The organism is Sphingopyxis sp. NJF-3 (assembly GCF_053514865.1).
On the sequence record NZ_CM130726.1, the window covers coordinates 3,459,699 to 3,479,466 of the forward strand.

The 19,768-nt window shown below is 68.8% G+C and carries 14 protein-coding genes; 5 read left to right on the forward strand and 9 right to left on the reverse strand.

All coding sequences use genetic code 11. From position 1 onward, the window contains the following. From ACOTSS_RS16690 to ung, 6 genes are all read right to left on the reverse strand, one after another. Positions 1-429 carry an OsmC family protein gene (locus ACOTSS_RS16690; RefSeq protein WP_448689106.1) on the reverse strand — a complete coding sequence of 143 codons (429 nt, stop codon included), beginning with the start codon at positions 427-429 and terminating at the stop codon, positions 1-3. A 26-nt stretch (positions 430-455) separates the two neighbouring features. Continuing rightward, the gene (locus ACOTSS_RS16695) at positions 456-797 is read right to left on the reverse strand and encodes an Mpo1-like protein (protein WP_448689107.1); all 342 of its coding nucleotides are present in this window, start codon (positions 795-797) and stop codon (positions 456-458) included. 217 nt (positions 798-1,014) lie between these two features. Further along, on the reverse strand, positions 1,015-1,197 hold the full coding sequence (locus ACOTSS_RS16700; RefSeq protein WP_448689108.1) for a hypothetical protein: 183 nt from the start codon (positions 1,195-1,197) through the stop codon (positions 1,015-1,017). 152 nt (positions 1,198-1,349) lie between these two features. Continuing rightward, positions 1,350-1,826 carry a YaiI/YqxD family protein gene (locus ACOTSS_RS16705; protein ID WP_448689109.1) on the reverse strand — a complete coding sequence of 159 codons (477 nt, stop codon included), beginning with the start codon at positions 1,824-1,826 and terminating at the stop codon, positions 1,350-1,352. Next, entirely contained in the window at positions 1,823-2,581 is a 759-nt protein-coding gene (locus ACOTSS_RS16710; protein WP_448689110.1) for a sulfite exporter TauE/SafE family protein, read from the reverse strand. Before ACOTSS_RS16710 ends, ACOTSS_RS16705 begins: the two co-directional genes overlap by 4 nt. Beyond that, positions 2,578-3,291, reverse strand: a complete 714-nt coding sequence (ung, locus tag ACOTSS_RS16715; protein ID WP_448689111.1) for a uracil-DNA glycosylase — start codon at positions 3,289-3,291, stop codon at positions 2,578-2,580. Before ung ends, ACOTSS_RS16710 begins: the two co-directional genes overlap by 4 nt. A gap of 78 nt (positions 3,292-3,369) precedes the next feature. Here ung and ACOTSS_RS16720 point away from each other — a divergent pair, with 78 nt between their 5' ends. The 5 genes from ACOTSS_RS16720 to ACOTSS_RS16740 all read left to right on the forward strand — a co-directional run bounded on the left by ACOTSS_RS16720 (position 3,370) and on the right by ACOTSS_RS16740 (position 14,541). Next, positions 3,370-3,702, forward strand: a complete 333-nt coding sequence (locus ACOTSS_RS16720) for a phosphoribosyl-ATP diphosphatase (RefSeq protein ID WP_448689112.1) — start codon at positions 3,370-3,372, stop codon at positions 3,700-3,702. Between the two features lie 8 nt (positions 3,703-3,710). Continuing rightward, positions 3,711-4,088: a histidine triad nucleotide-binding protein gene (locus ACOTSS_RS16725; RefSeq protein WP_448689113.1), complete on the forward strand. Its 378-nt coding sequence runs from the start codon at positions 3,711-3,713 to the stop codon at positions 4,086-4,088. A 613-nt stretch (positions 4,089-4,701) separates the two neighbouring features. Continuing rightward, on the forward strand, positions 4,702-10,539 hold the full coding sequence (locus ACOTSS_RS16730) for an alpha-2-macroglobulin family protein (RefSeq protein WP_448689114.1): 5,838 nt from the start codon (positions 4,702-4,704) through the stop codon (positions 10,537-10,539). A gap of 195 nt (positions 10,540-10,734) precedes the next feature. Continuing rightward, positions 10,735-12,879, forward strand: a complete 2,145-nt coding sequence (gene pbpC, locus ACOTSS_RS16735) for a penicillin-binding protein 1C (protein WP_448691366.1) — start codon at positions 10,735-10,737, stop codon at positions 12,877-12,879. Positions 12,880-13,008: 129 nt separating this feature from the next. Beyond that, positions 13,009-14,541 carry an amino acid permease gene (locus tag ACOTSS_RS16740; protein ID WP_448689115.1) on the forward strand — a complete coding sequence of 511 codons (1,533 nt, stop codon included), beginning with the start codon at positions 13,009-13,011 and terminating at the stop codon, positions 14,539-14,541. Positions 14,542-14,575: 34 nt separating this feature from the next. Here ACOTSS_RS16740 and ACOTSS_RS16745 read toward each other — a convergent pair whose 3' ends face one another. The 3 genes from ACOTSS_RS16745 to ACOTSS_RS16755 all read right to left on the reverse strand — a co-directional run bounded on the left by ACOTSS_RS16745 (position 14,576) and on the right by ACOTSS_RS16755 (position 19,762). After that, positions 14,576-15,829 carry a multidrug effflux MFS transporter gene (locus ACOTSS_RS16745; protein WP_448689116.1) on the reverse strand — a complete coding sequence of 418 codons (1,254 nt, stop codon included), beginning with the start codon at positions 15,827-15,829 and terminating at the stop codon, positions 14,576-14,578. 89 nt (positions 15,830-15,918) lie between these two features. Further along, positions 15,919-18,804 (reverse strand): M16 family metallopeptidase, encoded by a 2,886-nt coding sequence (locus ACOTSS_RS16750; protein WP_448689117.1) that lies wholly within the window; start codon positions 18,802-18,804, stop codon positions 15,919-15,921. Between the two features lie 655 nt (positions 18,805-19,459). Further along, positions 19,460-19,762 (reverse strand): hypothetical protein, encoded by a 303-nt coding sequence (locus tag ACOTSS_RS16755; RefSeq protein ID WP_448689118.1) that lies wholly within the window; start codon positions 19,760-19,762, stop codon positions 19,460-19,462. Positions 19,763-19,768 lie beyond the last annotated feature (6 nt).

Genomic DNA, 19,768 nt, shown 5'->3' on the forward strand with positions numbered 1-19,768 from the left:
CTAATTTTCGAGATTGTGCGCGAGGGTGATCTCGCAATCGAGCAGCTTCGAGATCGGGCAGTTCGCCTCGGCATCCGCGGCGAGGCGGGCGAAATCGTCGGCCGCGATGCCCGGGACCTTCGCGGTCAGCGTCAACGCCGATTTGGTGACCTTGAAACCCTCGCCGTCGCGGTCCAGCGTCACTTCTGCGCGCGTGTCGAGCTGCCCGTCCGAATGGCCCGCCCGCGCCAGCCCGAAGGACAGCGCCATGGTGAAACAGGCCGCATGCGCGGCGGCGATCAGCTCCTCGGGGTTGGTGCCGGGCCCGTCCTCGAAGCGCGAGGCGAAGCCATAGGGTTCGCCGTCGAGCGCGCCGCGCTTCGTCCAGATATGCCCCTTGCCGTCCTTGCCGAAACCTTCGTAGCGGGCGGTTGCGCTGTTCACGGTCATTATCGTCTCCTTCGGTTCGGCGGCGGTCAGCGCGAAACCCGCGCCACCCCCGCCCGGTCGAGTTCGGGGCCCAGCCGCCCGGTCAGCCACAGCGCCCACATGCGGAAATCGGCGGCGAGGCTCCACAGCGGGTAGGTGAAGGTCGCGGGCCGGTTCTTCTCGACCCCGAAATGCGCGACCCAGGCAAAGAAATAGCCCGCCACGGGGAGTGCCGCGAGCCACCACCAGCGCGCCGTGACGATCGCGGCGAGCGCGATCAGCACGACCAGGCTCGTCCCGACATAGTGCAGCGCCCGCGTCGAAGGCTTGCTGTGCTCGCGCAGGTAGAAGGGCCAGAAATCGGCGAAGCTCGTATAGGTCCGCGCCATGCTGCGAGGATGCGGCGGCGGGAGAGCGGGGTCAAGGGTGTTGGGAGGACGCAGCACCGGAAGACCGGCGAACCGCCCTTCCCGCATGCGTGCAGGGAGAATATGGCCGCTACCGGCCGAAAGCCGTCTTCCCAGCCAAAAAACCCTCCCGCCGACATAGCGCGGCGGGAGGGCTCCGGAGGGCCGCCATCCCGCCCCTACGGTAGCGCGAGAATATTCAGCGCGCGGCTTCGCGTATCTTCTGCACCGCCGGGAGCAGCAGGCCGATCAGAATCTGCACCGGATTGGAAGTAATCGTCATCCCGCTCTGCGCCGGCTGCGCCGACTGGGCCATCGCGGGGGTCGCGGTCAGCGCGATCGTCAGCGCCATCACGGGGGCGAAAAGAATCTTCCTGGTCATCGTCATATTCTTTCAAACGGGGGCATCGGTATCGAAAACTGTCTCGGGAGTGTCCCGATGCCCCGCTTATGCCGCACCGCGACCCGCGCCGCGGTGATCGCGGTCACTGCGCGAAAAATTCGCACAAGTCTTTGAATAGGAAGGAAAGAAATTTACGCTTGGCGTTTCAGCCGCACCAGCACGGCGTCGAGTTCCTGCAGGAATCGCGAGCGGTCGGCCTTGGAGAAGGGCGGCGGGCCGCCGATGCCATCCCCCATGCCCGCGCGCAGGTCGGCCATGATCGCGCGCGTCGCGATCGCCGGGCCGATCGACGCGGCGGTGAAGGGCTTGCCCGTCGGCGCGAGCACCGCCGCACCCGCCTTCAGCGCCCGGTCGGCGAGCAGGATATCGGCGGTGATCACGACGCTGCGCGGCGTCGCGGCTTCGGCGATCCAGTCGTCGGCGGCGTCGAAGCCGTCGGAGACGACCACCCGCTCGACCAGCGGATGCTCAGGGACGCGCAGCCGGCTGTTGCTGACGATCTTCACCGCGACGCCATGCCGCCACGCGACGCGATAAACCTCGTCCTTCACCGGGCAGGCGTCGGCATCGACGAGGATCAGGGGGGAGGCAATTTCGGGCGCGCTCATCCCGCGAGCCCGTCCCAGATCAGCTTGGCGCCGAGCAGCACCATCAGCAGATAGATGAGGCCATAGAAGCGCGCGCCGTCGATCCGCTTCAGCCAGCGCACGGTGAGCAGGGTCGAGACGATCGCGAGCGGCATCAGCAGCAACGCCGCGACGATCACTTCGTGCGGAAAAGCGCCGAGCGCGAGATAGGCGGGGACCTTCATCCAGTTGACGATCGCGAACAGGATCGCGCTGGTCCCGATGAAGGTCAGGTGCGGCAGCTTGCGCGGGGTCACCCACATCTGGAACGGCGGACCGCCCGCGTGCGCGATCTGGCTCGTCAGCCCCATCACGCCGCCGAACAGGGTGCCGACCCAGCCCGGCGATTGCGATGCCGCGACGATGCGACCGCCGCGTTCGACCCACAGGCGATAGAGGCCGAAGGCGAACGTGATCGCGCCGAGCGCCGCCATCAACTGCGCCTCGTTCACCCGGTCGGCGTAGAACCAGCCCGCCGCGATGCCGAGCGCGGCGCCGGGGAGCATCCAGCCGATGATCCAGCCGTCCCACGTCTTGCGAAAGGCCCAGACGCTGACGACGTCCTGAACGATCAGAATCGGCAGCAGCAGCGCCGCGGCGGTGGCCGGCGGCAGCACCAGCGCCGCGAGCGGCGTCGCGAGCGCGCCGACCCCCGCGAGCCCGCCCTTCGCCATGCCGAGCAGGACCACCGCGACGACCAGCATCGCAAGCGTCGCCGGATCGGCCAGCAGATTCATGCCGCGTCGATGTCCGCCATTTCGGGCAGCCGCCAGTCGATCGCGCCGCGCCCATGCGCCTCGAGAAACGCATTGGCCTGGCTGAACGGTTTCGAGCCGAAGAAGCCGTTGTGCGCCGACAGCGGCGACGGGTGCGGCGCGCGCAGGATCAGGTGCGGGCTGCCCGGCCCGAGCCCCGGCACGTTCGCCGCCTTGCGCTGCGCGTGGCTGCCCCAGAGGATGAAGACCTTGGGCGCGGGATCGGCCGCGACCGCGGCGACCGCGGCGTCGGTGAAACGCTCCCACCCCTTGCCCTGGTGCGACGCCGCCATGCCCGCCTCGACCGTCAGGCAATTGTTGAGCAGCAGCACGCCCTGCTCGGCCCAATGCTTGAGGTAACCGTGCCGCGCCGGCGGGACGCCGAGGTCGGCCTGCATTTCCTTGTAGATGTTGACGAGGCTCGGCGGCACGCGCACTCCCGGCTGCACCGAAAAGCAGAGCCCGTGCGCCTGTCCCGGCCCGTGATAGGGGTCCTGCCCCAATATGACGACGCGGACGTCCTGCGGCGGCGTCGCGTCGAGCGCCGCGAACCAGTGCGAGGGGCGCGGATAGATCGCCTTGCCCTTCGCGCGCTCGCCCGCGAGGAACGCCTTGAGCGCTGCCATATAGGGTTGTTCGAACTCGCCGCCGATCCGCGCGAGCCAGTCGGGATGAAGCTTGACCTCGGCCATGCGCGCCCTTCGACCAGAGCCGCGCGGCCTTGTCCAGAGGCTTGTCGGCGGCTAGGCACGCGGCGAAAGGATGCGGCAATGGCGGATGACATCGGCGAAAGGCTGACCGGGCTCGAGGCGGTGGTGAAGGACCGGCTCGCCGCGGGCGATGCCGGCGCCTCCTATGTCGCGAGCCTCGCGGCGAAGGGCCGCGGCAAGATCGCGCAGAAACTCGGCGAGGAGGCGACCGAAACGATCATCGCCGCGCTCACCGAAGACGACGCCGCGCTGACCGGCGAGGCGGCCGACCTGATCTTCCACCTGACCGTGCTGCTCGCCGAACGCGGCCTCGGCTGGGACGCCGTCGCGGCCGAGCTTGCCCGCCGCCAAGGCACCTCGGGCCACGCCGAAAAGGCCAGTCGCCAGCAATAGGAGCGAATATGCCGATCGACGCCACCCTGCCCTACGACGAGACCAATATCTTCGCGCGCATCCTGCGCGGCGAGCTGCCGTGCCGGAAGGTCTATGAGGACGAGCATGCCCTCGCCTTCCACGACATCAATCCGCAGGCGCCGCTGCACATCCTCGTCATCCCCAAGGGCGCCTATGTGAGCTGGGACGATTTTTCGGAGCACGGCAGCGCCGAAGAGATCGCGGGCTTCGTCCGTGCCGTCGGCCAGATCGCGCGCGACCAGGGCCTCGTCGCGCCGGGCTATCGCCTGCTCGCCAATGTCGGCTTCGACAGCCACCAGGAAATCCCGCACCTTCACGTCCACATCTTCGCCGGCCAGCCGCTCGGACCGATGCTCGCGCGCTGAGAACCAAAACACGTCGCCCCAGCGAAAACTGGGGCCGCGGGTCGGTTTTACGCGGCGCCGCGGGAAAGGCTGGATCGGCCGCGAATGTCAGAATTGAGGTGGGGGGCTGCCACAACCACCCCCTCCTCTTCAGAGGAGGGGCAGAGAGACTTGGTCCGGCGCAGCCGGGCCTTAGTCGAGCGGGGTGGTGGCCGAAGGCCAGCGCACCACCGCATTCACCACCCCGCTGCGACTAACGAACAAGTTCGTAAGTCTCGCCGGCCCCTCCTCTGAAGAGGAGGGGCTTGGATGTCCGTTCCCGGTCGGAAACGGACCTCTCCTGCATCGTCATCCCGGACTTGATCCGGGATCCATTGGCTCGACGCTGCGTGAATGGATCCCGGATCAAGTCCGGGATGACGATCAAAAATAATGTCGGCTTCTGGCCACAACCGGCCGCCAGCGGCTCCCGCTTTCGCTGCGGCGACGGTCTCTGCTTCGCGCCCGCGTCTGTGCGTGCCGTCACAGCCTTTCCCGACCACCCCACTATCCTTGGCGCGCGCGGTGACGGGTGGACTCTCGCCCCTGTTTCCAGCAGGATAGCGGCGCGTGCCAGACAGGGAAGGGCGGCGGAATGATGCAGGGATGGCGCGGGTTCGCGAATCGGCTGGCCGGCAGGATGCGCCTCGCGCTGATCCTTCCCCTCGCGGCGCTCGCCGCCGCCGCGGGCGGCGACACGGTGCCGCAGGTCACGCTCGCCACGCCGGGCAGCTCGGGTACCGGCGACGGCACCATCACCCGCTTCACCCTGCGCTTTTCGGAGGACATGGTGGCGCTCGGCGATCCGCGCGCGAAGGCGCCCGCGACCGACGACTGCAAGCTTCCCGCGACCGGCCGTTGGGTCGACACGCGCACCTGGGTGCTCGAATTCGACGCGCCGCTGCCCGGCGGCAAGCGCTGCTACGTCTCGCTCCGCCCCGACCTCGTCACCGCGCGCGGGGTGTCGGTCGTCGGCAACGACCGCTTCGCGCTCGACACCGGCGGCCCTTCGGCGCGCGCGGTGCTCGCCGGCGGAACTTACGATGGGATCGAGGAGGATCAGATCTTCCTCGTCGCGACCAACGTCGCCGCCGATCGCGCCTCGGTCGGCCGCTTCGCCTATTGCGCGGTCGACGGCATCGGCGAGAAGATTCCGGTCGACGTGCTGCCGCGCGAGACCGCGACCGAAATCCTCACCGGCCTCGGCACCAACGACTGGAAAGCCCGCTCCTTCGCTTATGACGCCGGGCTGCCCGAGCGGCTTCCCGCCGCGGGCGCCGACCGCGACGCCGCGCTCGACCGCATCGTGCCGGTCAAGTGCCGCCGTCCGCTGCCGCCGGGGCGCGAGATGGCGCTCGTCTGGGACGCGCGCATCGGCCAGGCGGGCGTCCCCGCGCGCACCGCCGGGCGCGATCAGCGTTTCGACTATGACGTGCGCCCCGCCTTCACCGCGAAAATGGCGTGCAGCCGCGTCAATCCGCAGGCGGGCTGCAACCCGATCAAGGACATCACGCTCAAATTCGCCTCGCCCGTCGCGCGCGCCACCGCGCTCGCCGCGACGCTCGCGACCGCCGACGGCAAGCGCCTCGCCGCCAAGACCTCCGACGACGACAAGAACGACCCCTGGCTGGCCGAGGTGCATTTCGCGGGGCCGCTGCCGCAGAATGTCGACGCGACGCTGACCCTGCCCGACGGCGTCACCGACCAGAGCGGCCGACGCTTGCAGAACCAGTCGAACTTCCCGCTGAAATTCCACATCGACCGCGCCCCGCCGCTGGTCAAGTTCGCCGCCCCCTTCGGCATATTGGAGGCGAGCGAGGGCGGCGTGCTGCCCGTCACCGTGCGCGGGGTCGAGGCGTCGCTGGTTCAGAAAAACCTCCAGATGCCCGCGACCGCGCTCAAGGTCGGCGACGACGATGCCGCGATCGCGCGCTGGCTGAAGCGCGTCGACGACGCCGACGACGTCGATTATCGCCAGGAACGCGACGCGACCGGCAAGGAGGTCACCGTCAACTATACCGGCACCCAGTCGGTGTTCGACGACGCGCCCGATGGCGGCACCCGCCGCGAGCTCACGCTGACCCCGCCCGGCGGCGGCAAGGAATTCGAGGTCGTCGGCATTCCCCTGACCGAAAAGGGCTTCCATGTCGTCGAGATCGCGAGCCCCGAACTCGGCGCCGCGCTGCTCGGGCACCGGGCGACGCGCTATGTCGCGACCGCCGCGCTGGTCACCAACATGGCGGTGCATTTCAAATGGGGCCGCGAAAGCTCGCTCGCCTGGGTGACGTCGCTCGACAGCGGACGGCCCGTCGCGGGCGCCGAGATCCGCGTCACCGACAGCTGCACCGGCCGCCTGCTCGCGCGCGGCACCGCCGACAAGGCGGGCCGCCTCGCCTTCCCGACCGGGCTCCCCGAGCCGCAGACCTATTCGAGCTGCGAGGACACGCCCGACCCGACGAGCAGCGAAGGCCATGCGCTGATGGTCACCGCGCGCGCGGCGGGCGATTTCAGCTTCACCCTCACCGACTGGGGTAGCGGAATCCGGCCCTATGACTTCGACCTGCCCTACGGCTGGTCCGAGCGCGGCGACATTCTCCACACCGTCTTCGACCGCGCGCTCGTCAAGGCGGGCGAGACGGTCAATATGAAGCATATTCTGCGCCATCCGATCGGCACCGGCTTCCGGATCCCCGAGCCGATGGCGGGCAAGCTCCGTCTCGTCCACCGCGGTTCGGACACCGAGTTCGAGATGCCCTTCGCGATTCAAGCGAGCGGCAGCGGCGAGACGGTCTGGAACGTCCCCAAATCGGCGCCGATGGGCGATTACGACCTCGTCTTCGTCACCAAGGATGAAAAGGGCGAGAACAAGACGATCTGGACCGACCAGTCGATCCGCGTCGACGAATATCGCCTGCCGACGATGAAGGCCGAGGTGACGGGGCCGAAGACCCCGCCGGTGCGGCCGACCGCGGTGCCGCTGTCGCTGTTCGTCGGCTATCTTTCGGGCGGCCCCGCGCCGAACCTGCCGGTCGAGCTGCGCACCAACTTCCGCCCCAGCTGGTCGCCGCCGGAGGATTATCGCGACTGGGATTTCGACGGCCAGCCGGTCAAGGAGGGCGTCGTCCAGCTCGACGACGACGGCGAGGAGCCGCACGCCGACATGCCGCTCGCGCGCTCGGTGCCGCTGACCCTCGACGCGAACGGCACCGCGGCGACCAGCGTCGCCGTCGACCAGCCGATCACCGAACCGACGATGATGGCGGTCGAGATGGACTATGCCGACGCCAATGGCGAGACGCTGACGTCCAGCCGCCGCATCACCCTCTATCCGTCGGCGGTCCGGCTCGGGCTCAAAACCGACGGCTGGCTGATGCGGGGCGACGATCTGCGGCTGAAATTCATCGCGCTCGACCTCGAAGGTAAGCCGATCCGCGGCCAGCGCGTCTCGGTCGCGCTCTATAATCGCGAGATCATCACCGCGCGGCGCCGGCTGATCGGCGGCTTCTACGCCTATGACAACCAGATGCGCACGACGCGGCTCGACGCGCATTGCAGCGCGACGACCGACAAGCTCGGCCGCGCGAGCTGCGCGATGGCGCCCGGCGTCTCGGGCGAAGTCACCGTGGTCGCGACGACCACCGACACCGACGGCAACGAGGCGCGTGCGGTGCGCTCGGTCTGGCTCGCGGGCGACGACGACTGGTGGTTCGGCGGCGACAATGGCGACCGCATGGACGTGATCGCCGAACAGCCGCGCTACGACGCGGGCGACACCGCGACCTTCCAGGTCCGCATGCCCTTCCGCGAGGCGACCGCGCTCGTCACCGTCGAGCGCGAGGGCGTGCTGTCGAGCTTCGTCACCCCCCTGAAGGGCACCGATCCGGTGGTGAAGGTCAAGCTGCCCGCGACCTACGCCCCCGACGTCTATGTCTCGGTGATGGCGGTGCGCGGGCGCGTCACCGGCGGCGAAAGCTGGTTCCGCAAGATGAAGCGCGCGGTCGGCTTCGAGATCGAGAAGAGCGAGGGCGCTCCCCCCACGGCATTGGTCGACCTCGCCAAGCCGAGCTACCGGCTCGGCATCGCGAAGATCAAGGTCGGCTGGGAAGGTCACCAACTCGGCGTCAAGGTCAAGGCCGACAAGGAAAGCTATGCGGTGCGCGACACCGCGAAGGCGAGCATCGAGGTCCGCACCCCGGCCGGCAAGCCCGCCGCGGGCGCCGACGTCGCCTTCGTCGCGGTCGATGAGGCGCTGCTCCAGCTCGCGCCCAACGAGAGCTGGAAGCTGCTCGACGCGATGATGGGCGACCGCACTCTCGACGTGCTCACCTCGACCGCGCAGATGCAGGTGGTGGGCAAACGCCACTACGGCCGCAAGGCGCTCGAACCCGGCGGCGGGGGCGGCGGCGACCTGTCGGGACTGACGCGCGAGGATTTCCGCCCGGTGCTGCTGTGGCAGGGCCATGTCGCGCTCGATGCGAAAGGGCGCGCCATGGTTGACGTGCCGCTCTCCGACAATCTCTCGGCCTTCCGCCTCGTCGCGATCGCGACCGACGGATCGCAGAGCTTCGGCACCGGCGAGACGAGCGTGCGCACCGTGCAGGATCTCGGCGTCTTCGCCGGGCTCCCCGAACTCGTCCGCACCGGCGACAGCTATGACGCGCGCTTCACGCTGAGGAACGGCACCAACCAGCCGATGACGGTCACCGCCACCCCGTCGCTGACCCCCGCGGTCGCGACCGGCCAGCCGCTCACCGTCACCATTCCGGCGGGCGGCGCGGTGCCGATCAGCTGGACGATGACCGCGCCCGAAACGGTCGGCAAATTGCAATGGACGGTCGAGGCGGTGTCGAAGAACGGCAAGCAGCGCGACCGGCTGGTCTTCGACCAGATGGTCGAGCCCGCGGTGCCGGTCGAGACCTGGGCCGCCAGCCTGATGCGCGTCGGCGCCGACACCAGCCTGCCCGTCGCGGCGCCCGCGGGCGCGCTCCCCGGCGGCTATGTCGACGTCGCGCTGTCGGACACGCCCGCGCCGCCACTCGCTGGGGTGCGCGACTATATGGCGCTCTATCCCTACGACTGCTTCGAACAACAGACGTCGCGCGCGGTCGCGCTCGGCGATTTCGGCCGCTGGCAGGCGCTCGCCGGCGCGATGCCCGTCTATCTCGATGACGACGGCCTGCTGCGCTACTGGCCCAGCGAGCGGATGCAGGGGTCGCCCGAGCTCACCGCCTATGTCCTCGCGGTGACCGCCGCCAACGGCTTCGCGATCCCCGAAGCCTCGAAGGCAAAGATGATCGCGGCGCTGCAGGCGGTGGTCGAGGGCCGCCTCGACCGCAAGGGCTACGGCCCCTACGATATCCGCCCGGTGCGGATCGCCGCGCTCGCGGCGCTCGCGCGCAACAAGGCGTCGAGCCCCGGCCTCGTCGCGGCGATCGACCTCGCGCCCGCCGACATGGCGACGGGGACGCTCGCCGACTGGCTGATCGCGATCGAGCGGACGCCGGGGGTGCGGGGCGCCGCCGGACTGCGCGCCGCCGCCGAGGCGGAGCTCAGAAAGCGGATCGTCTACGAAGGCACGCGCCTCGACCTCGTCGACGATGCGCGCGCGCCGTGGTGGATGATGACCAGCGGCGACGAAATGGCGATCAAGACACTCGACGCGGTGCTCGGCCGCAAGGGGTGGGAGGATGACGCCGGCAAGCTGATGGTCGGCATCGCCCAGCGCCAGCGCCGCGGCCATTGGGACACGACGCCCGCCAATGCGTGGGGCGCGACCGTCGTCCGCCGCTTCGCCGAGCTTTATCCGGCGAGCGCGATCACCGGCACCACTTACGTGGCGCTCGCGGGCGGCAGCGCGACGACGAGCTGGCCGCGTCCCGCCGACGCCCAGCCGCTCAGCGTCCCGCTCGCCGCGGGCACGATGAGCCTCCGCCACCAGGGCGGCGGCTCTCCCTGGGCGACGGTCAGCGTCAAGGCGGCGGTGCCGCTCACCGAGCCGCTGAACGCCGGCTATCGGGTCAAGCGCCAGGTGAGCATCGTCAAGGCGGCGAACCCCAGGCGGCTGACGCGCGGCGACGTGATCAAGGTGCGGATCGAGGTGATCGCCGCCGCCGGCCGCACCTGGGTGATCGTTAATGACCCGATCCCGCCCGGCGCGACGATCGTCGGCAATCTCGGCGGCCAGTCCGAAATGCTCGCCGATCAGGCCGACGGATCGGGCTGGCAGCCGAGCTATGTCGAGCGCCGCAAGGACAGCTGGCGCGGCTATTTCGGCTGGATGCCCGCGGGCACCCACGCGGTCGAATATGTCGTGCGCTTGGGCGGCTCGGGCCGCTTCACCCTGCCCCCGACGCGCGTCGAGGCGATGTACTCGCCCGCGATCCGCGGCCAGTGGCCGAACGGCCCGATGACAGTCGCGGGATCGGCGGAGTGATGATCCCGGTGGCTCGGCAAAAAACCCAAGCCCCTCCCCTTCAGGGGAGGGCAGCGAAACTTGGCAGCTCGCTGCCTAGTTGCAGCGGGTGGGGTCCATCGGCCTTGCGCAAGGCTGATGGACCCCACCCCCAACCCCTCCCCTGAAGGGGAGGGGCTTATTGTGACATCCGCAACGGAATTATCGCTCTATCAGATGGTCCAGCAGCAGCGCCGATTCCGCCTCTTCGACGCCATCGCCTGGATCGCGCTCGCGGCGCTGATCCTGACCACCGCCGCGCATCTCGTCACGAAACCACCGGCGATGCCCGCCTACGCCGACGTGCGCGCCGGCTGGAAGCCCAGCGAGGCGTGGCTCTACGACCGCGACGGACGGCTGCTCGATACCGAGCGCGTCGATTTCGAGCGCCGCCGCCTCGCCTGGGTGCCGCTGAAGGACATCAGTCCCGCGGTTCGCAGCGCGGTGGTGCGCGCCGAGGACCGCCGCTTCTGGGCGCACGGCGGGGTCGACTGGCTCGCGATCGCGGCGGCGGTACGCGCGCGCCTGACGAAGGGGGGGACCGGCGGCCGCTCGCGCGGCGCCTCGACGCTGCCCATGCAGCTCGCCGCCTTCCTCGCGCCCGAGCTCGCACAGCCCGGCCAGCGCGGCTGGCTCGCCAAGCTTCGGCAGATGCGCGCGGGGCAGGCGCTCGCGGCGCACTGGACCCACGAGCAGATGCTCGAGGCCTATTTCAACCTCGTGCCGCTGCGCGGCGAGGCGCAGGGGATCGGCGCCGGCGCGAACAGCCTGTTCGGCAAGCGCCCCGCCGAGATGAGCCGCACCGATGCCGCGCTGTTAGCCGGGCTCCTCCCCAACCCGGCGGCGGGCGCGAAGGCGCTCGGCGACCGCGCGTGCCGCATCGCCCACGCGAAGGATTGCGGCGCCATCCGCGCCGCCGCCGCGACGCTCGTCTCGGGCGAGCGCGCCGCGCGGTTCGACCCCGCGCTCGCGCCGCACCTCGCGACCCGCCTCCTCGATCGGCCCGGCAAGCGCGTCACGACGACGATCGACCGCCGCATCCAGATCCTCGCGATCCAGGCGATGCGCCGCCAGCTCGCCGGGCTCGGCGCCGGCCGGGTGCGCGACGGCGCGGTCGTGGTGCTCGACAATGCGAGCGGCGAGGTGCTCGCCTATGTCGGCGGCGTCGGGCTCCAATCGACCGCCGCGGCGGTCGACGGCGCCAATGCGATGCGCCAGGCTGGCTCGACGCTCAAACCGCACCTCTATGCGCAGGTCATCGAAAAAGGCTGGCTCACCGCGGCGTCGATCCTCGACGACAGCCCGGTCCAGCTCGACACCGCCTCGGGCCTCTACGTCCCCAAGAATTACGACCACAGCTTCAAGGGGCCCGTCAGCGTGCGCCAGGCGCTCGCCAGCTCTTTGAACGTCCCCGCGGTGCGCACACTCGTCATCGACGACGTCCAGGAATTCCGCGACCGCCTCTGGGCGCTCGGCTATCACGGCCTTGTCGAGGATGGCGATTATTACGGCTTCAGCCTCGCGCTCGGCTCGGCCGAGGTCAGCCTGGTCGAACAGGCCAATGCCTTTCGCACCTTCGCCAATCAGGGCCGCTGGTCGCCCGTCCATTTCCTGATCGGCGAGGATGCGGACGAGACGCGCCAGATCGTGAGCCCCGCCGCCGCCTTCATCGTCGGCGACATCCTCGCCGACGCCACCGCCCGCGCCGACGCCTTCGGCGCCGACAGCGCGCTCCGCCTGCCCTTCTGGGCGGCGGCGAAGACGGGCACGTCGAAGGGGATGCGCGACAATTGGTGCATCGGCTGGTCCGACCGCTACACCGTCGCGGTCTGGGTCGGCAATCTAGAGGGCGATTCGATGCGCGCCGTCTCGGGCACCTCGGGCGCCGCGCCGGTATGGCGTGACGTCATGATGGCGCTCCACGCCGGCCATCCCGGCAAGCCGCCCGCGATGCCAGGCGGCGTCGAGGCGCGGCAGATCGCGCTTCCCGGCACCCGCGAGCCGCCGCGGCGCGAATATTTCGTGCGCGGCACCGCGCAAGCCGAGATGGCGGCCGCTCCCGCCGCCGCCCGCCGCCCGCGCATCACCAGCCCGGTCAGCGGCAGCGTCTATGCGATCGACCCCGATATTCCGGGGGATCGCCAGCGGCTCGCGGTGACGGTCAGCGGCGCGGTCGCGGGGCACCGGCTGATCCTCGACAAGCGCCTCGCCGGCGACGCCGACGCCGGCCTGCAGATCGTGCCGCAGCCGGGCAGCCACGTCCTCGCGCTCGTCGACCCGGGCGGGCGGACGATCGACCGGGTGCGCTTTACGGTACGGTAAGCGGGCCTGGCCCCCGACCGAAGCTATACCGGACCCCATGAAATTAAGTTGCGCTGACTGGAGGAGCGGCTAGTCTGCGCCGCCAGGAGAGGGCGCCGCCCAAAGGCCGCCCGACAAGGGGATGTTTCTATGATATTTGGTCGCGTCAAATCACTCGACGCCATCTTGGCCACGGCCGAGAAGAAATCGCTGCACCGGTCGCTCGGCGCCTTCCAGTTGACGATGCTCGGCATCGGCGCCGTCATCGGCACCGGCATCTTCGTCCTGACCGCGGAAGCCGCGCAAAAGGCGGGCCCGGGCATGATGATCAGCTTCGTGATCGCCGGCTTCGTCTGCGCCTTCGCGGCGCTGTGCTACGCCGAAATGGCCTCGATGGTCCCCGTCTCGGGGTCCGCCTATACCTACAGCTATGCGGTGATGGGCGAACTGATCGCGTGGATGGTCGGCTGGGCGCTGATCCTCGAATATGCGGTCGCGGCGGGCGCCGTGTCGGTCGGCTGGTCGGGCTATGTCGTCGGGTTGATCGAACATGCACTCGGCATCGACATACCGTCGACCCTCGTGCTCGGGCCGTTCGACGGCGGGATGATCAACCTGCCCGCGATGTTCATCGCCGGGCTCGTGACCTGGCTGCTGGTCATCGGCACGCGCGAGTCCGCGACGGTCAATGCGATCCTCGTCGTCATCAAGGTCACCGCGCTGACGCTGTTCATCATCCTCGCGCTGCCCGTGATGAACATGGAGAAGTTCGAACCCTTCGCGCCGCTCGGCTTCGGGGGCATCGGCGCCGCCGCCGCGTCGATCTTCTTCGCCTATGTCGGCTTCGACGCGGTCTCGACCGCGGCGGAGGAGACCAAGAATCCGCAGCGCAACATGCCGATCGGCCTGATCGGCAGTCTCGGCATCTGCACCATCTTCTACCTGCTCGTCGCCGCCGGCGTCATCGGCAGCGTCGGCGCGCAGCCGGTCGGCATCGATGCCGCGACGGGCCATGCCCTCGAACCCGGCAGCCGCGAACTCGCGGCCGCCTGCGGCGCGATCGGCGATCAGGCCGTGGTCTGCTCCAAGGAAGCGCTGGCGTGGACGATGCGCGAAATCGGATGGCCGCAGATCGGCAATCTGATCGGCCTCGCCGCCGCGCTCGCATTGCCCTCGGTCATCCTGATGATGATGTTCGGCCAGACCCGCATCTTCTTCGTGATGAGCCGCGACGGCCTGCTGCCCCAGGCGTTCTCGCGCATCCATCCGAAGTTCCACACGCCGCACGTCATCACGGTCATCACCGGGATCGCGGTGGCCCTGTTCGCGGCCTTCTTCCCCGTGGGACAGCTCGCGAACATCTCGAACTCGGGAACCCTGTTCGCCTTCGCCGCCGTGTCGATCGCGGTCATGGTGATCCGCCGCACCGATCCGAGCCGCCATCGGCCGTTCAAGACGCCGCTGATCTACCTCACGGCGCCGATCGCGATCCTCGGCTGCCTGTATCTGTTCATCAAGCTCGATCACAAGAGCATCATCCTCTTCCTGATCTGGGCCGCGGTGGGGCTTTTCGTCTACTTCGCCTACAGCCGCTCGCGCAGCTATGTCGGGCGCGGCATCATCGAGGTCCACGAGGACGATCCCGATGCGCCGCCGCAGCCGGTGCCGCCGATCGCCGAATAGGAAAAGGGGGCTTCGGCCCCCTTTTCTTTGTCCGTCAATAGGGGCTTTTCGGCGCAGTACCCGGCCGGGTGAAGAGCTTGCCGCGCTCGGCCCAGAAGACGAGCGCCAGCCCGACGCCCCCCGAAATCAGGAAAGCATAGGCGAGCGGCAGCGTCGATCCGTCATATTGCTGCCCGATCAGCGCGCCGATCAGCGCGGCGACCAGCGTCTTGGCAAAGCTCTGATAGGAGGAGGCGACGCCGGCCATATGGCCGAAATCCTCCATCGCGATCGACCCGAAATTGCTGCCGATGAAGCCGATCAGCCCGACGTTGACCATCATCAGCGCGGTGAACATCCACAAGGTCTCGGCGCCGCTCAGCGCGACGGCGATCTGCACGATCGAGGTCGCCATGAAGGCGAAGGTCGCGCTCTGCGACACGCGCCGCGCGCCAAAGCGCTCGACGATCGCGGCGTTCGAGAAATTGGCGATCGCGATTCCCGCCGCGACGCAGGCGAAGACGAGCGGGAACCAGCTTTGCGCCCCGAACACTTCGGCGATGATCTGTTCGCTGCTGTTGAGATAGCCGTATAACGCGGCCTGCATCATCGCCGAGGCGAACATATAGCCCGCGGCGCGGCGGTGCCGCGTCACCGTCGCCCAGCCCGCGATCATCGTCCGCGCGTCGAGCGGCCGCACGTCGGCGGGATCGAGCGTCTCGGGCAGCCGCCGCAGCCACAGCAGCATGACCACCCCCATCACCGCGAGCACGATGAAGATCGCGCGCCAGTTGGCAAGGGCGGTGACCCCCGCCCCCATCGTCGGCGCGATCGCCGGCACGATCATGAAGACGAGGAAGATCATCGACAGCCGCTTGGCCATCGCATCGCCCGAGAAGAGGTCGCGGATCACCGCGACGACGATCACGCCGAGCGCCGCGCTGATCATCCCGTGCCCGAAGCGCAGCGCGAGGAGCAGCGGAAAGCTGTTCGCGAGGCCGCAACCGATCGAGAAGGCGACATAGGCGAAGAGCGCCGGCACCAGCACCCCCTTGCGCCCGAACCGGTCGGACAGCGGCCCATAGAAGAGCGAACCCACGCCGATGCCGAGCAGATAGGTCGAGATCACATATTGCCGGTCGTTCGCGACCGTGACCCCCAGCGCGTCGCCGATCGCCGGCAGCGCGGGCAGCATCGAATCGATGGCGAGCGCGTTGAGCGCCATCACCATCGCCATCATGAACACCATCTCGCGCGCGCCGGGCAGGCGGGCGCGCTGGTCGTCGGAAGGAATCGCGGGATTGTGCATTGCAGCAACCCTATGGACGGAGCCGGCCGCTTTGACCAGTGCCGGCTCCGTCGGTCAGCCGGGCATAGCTATGCGCGCCTGGGCGCGACCTACTCCTTCGGCGCCGCCATCTCCTCGACCGGCAGCCCCAGCTTGGCGAGCTGCGGCTTCACCGTCCTGGCATCGCCGACGACGACGATGACCAGATGGCCGGGCTGCAGCTCCTTCGCAGCCGCGGCGTTCAGCGTCGCCGCGGTCAGCGCGCCGTAGATCGCCGGCAGCGTCTCGTAATAATCGTCGGGCCGGCCAAAGCGGACGATCTCGTCGATCCCGCCCGCGATCTGCCCGCGCGTCTCGAACCGGTTGGGCAGGCCGCGGATATTGCCTTCCTTGATCCGGTTGACCTCGACCGGCGTCGCGCCGCGCGTCGCCGGATAGTCGCGCATCTCGCGCAGCATCTCGGCGATCGCGTCGCCGGTCCGGTCGCTCTGGACGGGCGCGCGGACGATGTGCGGCATCGGCCCTTCGGTTTCCTGGATCGTGCTGCGCACGCCATAGGACCAGCCCTTGGTCTCGCGCAGGTTCATGTTGAGCCGCGACAGAAAGCCGTTGCCGAGGATCTCGTTCGACGCCTGGAGCACCTCGTTCCTGTCCTTGCCCGTCTCGGGCAGCACCTGTCCCGCCGCGATCACCGACTGCGGCGCGCCGGGCCGGTCGATCAGCACGATGCGCTGGCGCGCCGCGGGGATCGCGACGCTCAGGTCCTTTTGCACCGCGGGCGTCGCCGGCGGAACCCATTGGCCGAACGCGCTGTCGAGCGCCGCGACGGCGGCCGCCTCGTCGACATCGCCGACGACGATGATCCGCGCCTTGTCGGGACGGAAGGAGGCGGCGTGCGCCGCCGCGAGGTCGGCGGGGGTCAGCCGCGCGACGACGTCGCGGCTGCCGGTGCCGGTCAGCGGCGCGCCATAGGGATGGCCGGGGCCATAGAGCAGGGGCGGCAGCGCGCGCATCGCGAGCACCATTGGGCTATTCTCTTCCTGCGCGATTCCTGCCAGCCGCTGGCCGCGCACGCGCTCGACCTCGGCCGGGGCGAAGGCGGGCGCACGCACGATATCGGCCATCAGCGCCAGCGACGGCGCCAGATTGCTCGTCAGCGTGTCGAGCGACACGGTCGTCGAATCGAGCCCCGCGCTGACGTTGATGCTCGCGCCGAGCCGCTCCTGCTCCTCGGCGATCGCGATCGCGTCGCGGCTCTTCGTACCCTCCTCGAGCATCGCCGCCATGAAGCTCTGCGTGCCGCGCGCATCGGGCGCGTCGGCGGCGAAGCCCGCGTCGAAGCTGAGCGACACCGTCACCTTGGGCACCGCGCTGCGCTTCGCGAAATAGACCGGGATGCCGTTGGCGAGCGTCGCGCGCTCGATCGCGGGAAAATCGAAGCTGCCGACCGGCTCGACCGGGGGAAAGCTGCGCTTCGCGGTCGCCGTCGGCGTCGCGGGGGTGGCCGCCGGCGCCGCTTCATCCGCGTCGGCGCCGCGATAATAGCCGATGCGCGGGCTGCCCGCCTTTTCCCAGCCACCGCGATTCTCGCCGCCCTCGGTGCGCTCGCCGGGGTCGACGCGGATCGCCGCCACCGGCCGGGTCAGCCATGTCTGCATCGCGCCCTGCACCGCGGCGGGGGTCAGCGCGGTCAGCGCCGCGAGGTCCTGCTTGTATTTCTCGGGATTGCCCGAAAAGACGAGACCTTCGGCGAGCGTCGCGCCCTTGCCGCCGAAGCCGCCGACCTGCTCGAGCTGCCCGACCTGCGCCGACACGAGGCTCGCGACCGCGCGGTCTAGTTCGGCCTGCGTCGGTCCCCTGGCGATGAAATCGGCGAGGATCGCATCATAGCGCGCCTCGGCCTTGGCGACGTCGACCCCCGGCTTCACGTCGATATAGCTTTGCACCATCGACGCGTGCTGGAAGGGCATCAGATAGGCGGTGACCGCGACCGCGAGCTGCTCCTTGCGCACCAGCAGATTGTCGAGCCGCGAACTCGCGAGCCCGCCGAGGATATACATGCCGGTCGCGAGCGCCGGATAGCTCGGGTCGTTGAGCCCCGGCACCGCCCAGTTGCGATAGAGCCGCGTCGTCGCGACCTGATCGGTGATCGTCTTCGCGAACGGCGCGCTCAGCGTCGGCACCGGCGCCTCGACCGCCGCGATCGGCGGCCCCGCCGGAATGTCGCCGAACCAGCGCTCGACCTTGGGCTTCGCGGTCGCGGCGTCGATGTCGCCGGCGAGCACCAGCACCGCGTTGTTCGGCCCGTAATTGTCGGTGAACCATTTCTTGACGTCGGCGAGGCTCGCCGAATTGAGATCGGCCATCGAACCGATCGTCGAGTGGCGATAGGGGTGCCCGACCGGGAAGAGCGCGTCCTGCGCCTCATATTCGACGATCGCATAGGGCTGGTTGTCGCCCTGGCGCTTTTCGTTCTGGACGACGCCACGCTGCTGGTCGAGCTTCTCCTGCGTCACCGCGCCGAGCAGATGCCCCATGCGGTCGCTTTCCATGAACAGCGCGAGGTCGAGCGCGCCGGTCGGCACCGTCTCGACATAGTTGGTGCGGTCGAGCCAGGTCGACCCGTTGGTCGGGGTCGATCCCGCGGCCTCGAGCGGCTCGTCGAAATTGGGCACATTCTCGCTGCCGCCGAACATCAGATGCTCGAACAGGTGCGCGAAGCCCGTCTTGCCCTTGGGCTCGTTCTTCGATCCGACGCGATAATAGGTGGTCACCCCGACGATCGGCGCCTTGCGGTCGGTATGGACGAGCACGGTCAGCCCGTTATCGAGCGTGAACTGCTCATAGGGAATATCGATCGCCGCGACCGTGTCGGCGATCGCCGCGGCCTCCGACGAAGCGGCGGCGGGCTTGTCCGCGGCGGCGGCCGACAGCGGCACGCCCGCCAGGACCAGCGCGAGCACGGCCAGCGAGGCCGACAGCTTGGATTTCTGCATGATTTTCCCCGTTTTTCCGAACGCTATAGTTCGGCGCTGACTATTGGACGCCCGACGACGGACGCCAAATGCTTTTCGACGAGCGACGGGAATGGCGGAAGGCGGCCGGAACAAGACATTGAATTCTTCGTCACCCTGAACTTGTTTCAGGGTCCATGGCCTGTCCTCGAATTTGACGCGGCGCCGAAGGAGAGACCTGGCCATGGATGCTGAAACAAGTTCAGCATGACGAGCTTGGATGTCCGCTCCCCACCCCAAAGCCGCGTCGCCTTCAAATAGGCCTTTCCTACATTATTCCGCTGTGTCAGCCTTCATCGGGCTCTTTCATTGGGTGGATAAAGGCTGTCGCTCGCCGGTACGGTCACGGCGGGGCGTGCCCGGCATCCCGCACGCGGGGAGGTCCAGATCCGGCGATGCACAGGGCTGAACTTTTCTGAACTTTGCAAATATTGCTGCACGGTTCCCGGCCGATGCCGGACCATAAGTCCCATACGGCCTTGCGTCCTTCGATCCCGGATCGGGACCCGGGATAGGGAAAATGGGGATGTCCGCTCACCACCCCGCCGATATTCGATGGGAAACGCGCCGCCTCAAACGAAAGGGGCCGCCCGTCGCCTTCGCGACGGACGGCCCGATCCCTGAACCCGCCGGGCGATCAGCCCTGACGCGTTCCCGTCATCGCCATCGAACCGAAGGGTCCGGCCTTGATCGTGCCGGTCAGCGTGTCGCCGTCGATCGTCGCCTCGGCCTCCAGCGTCATCGGCATCGGCACCTTCATGTTCATCGTCCAGCTGAGCTTGTTGCCGTCGACCTTGCCATTCTCGACGTCGAGCGATCCCATCGCCCCCGCGTTCTGGCCGGTGAAGCTGTCGCCGTCGCTCTTCACGGTGAAGACCGACTTCTGGTCACCCATCGGCGATTTGGTAATGCATTCGTAGCTGCCGTCGACTTGGGCCATCGAATC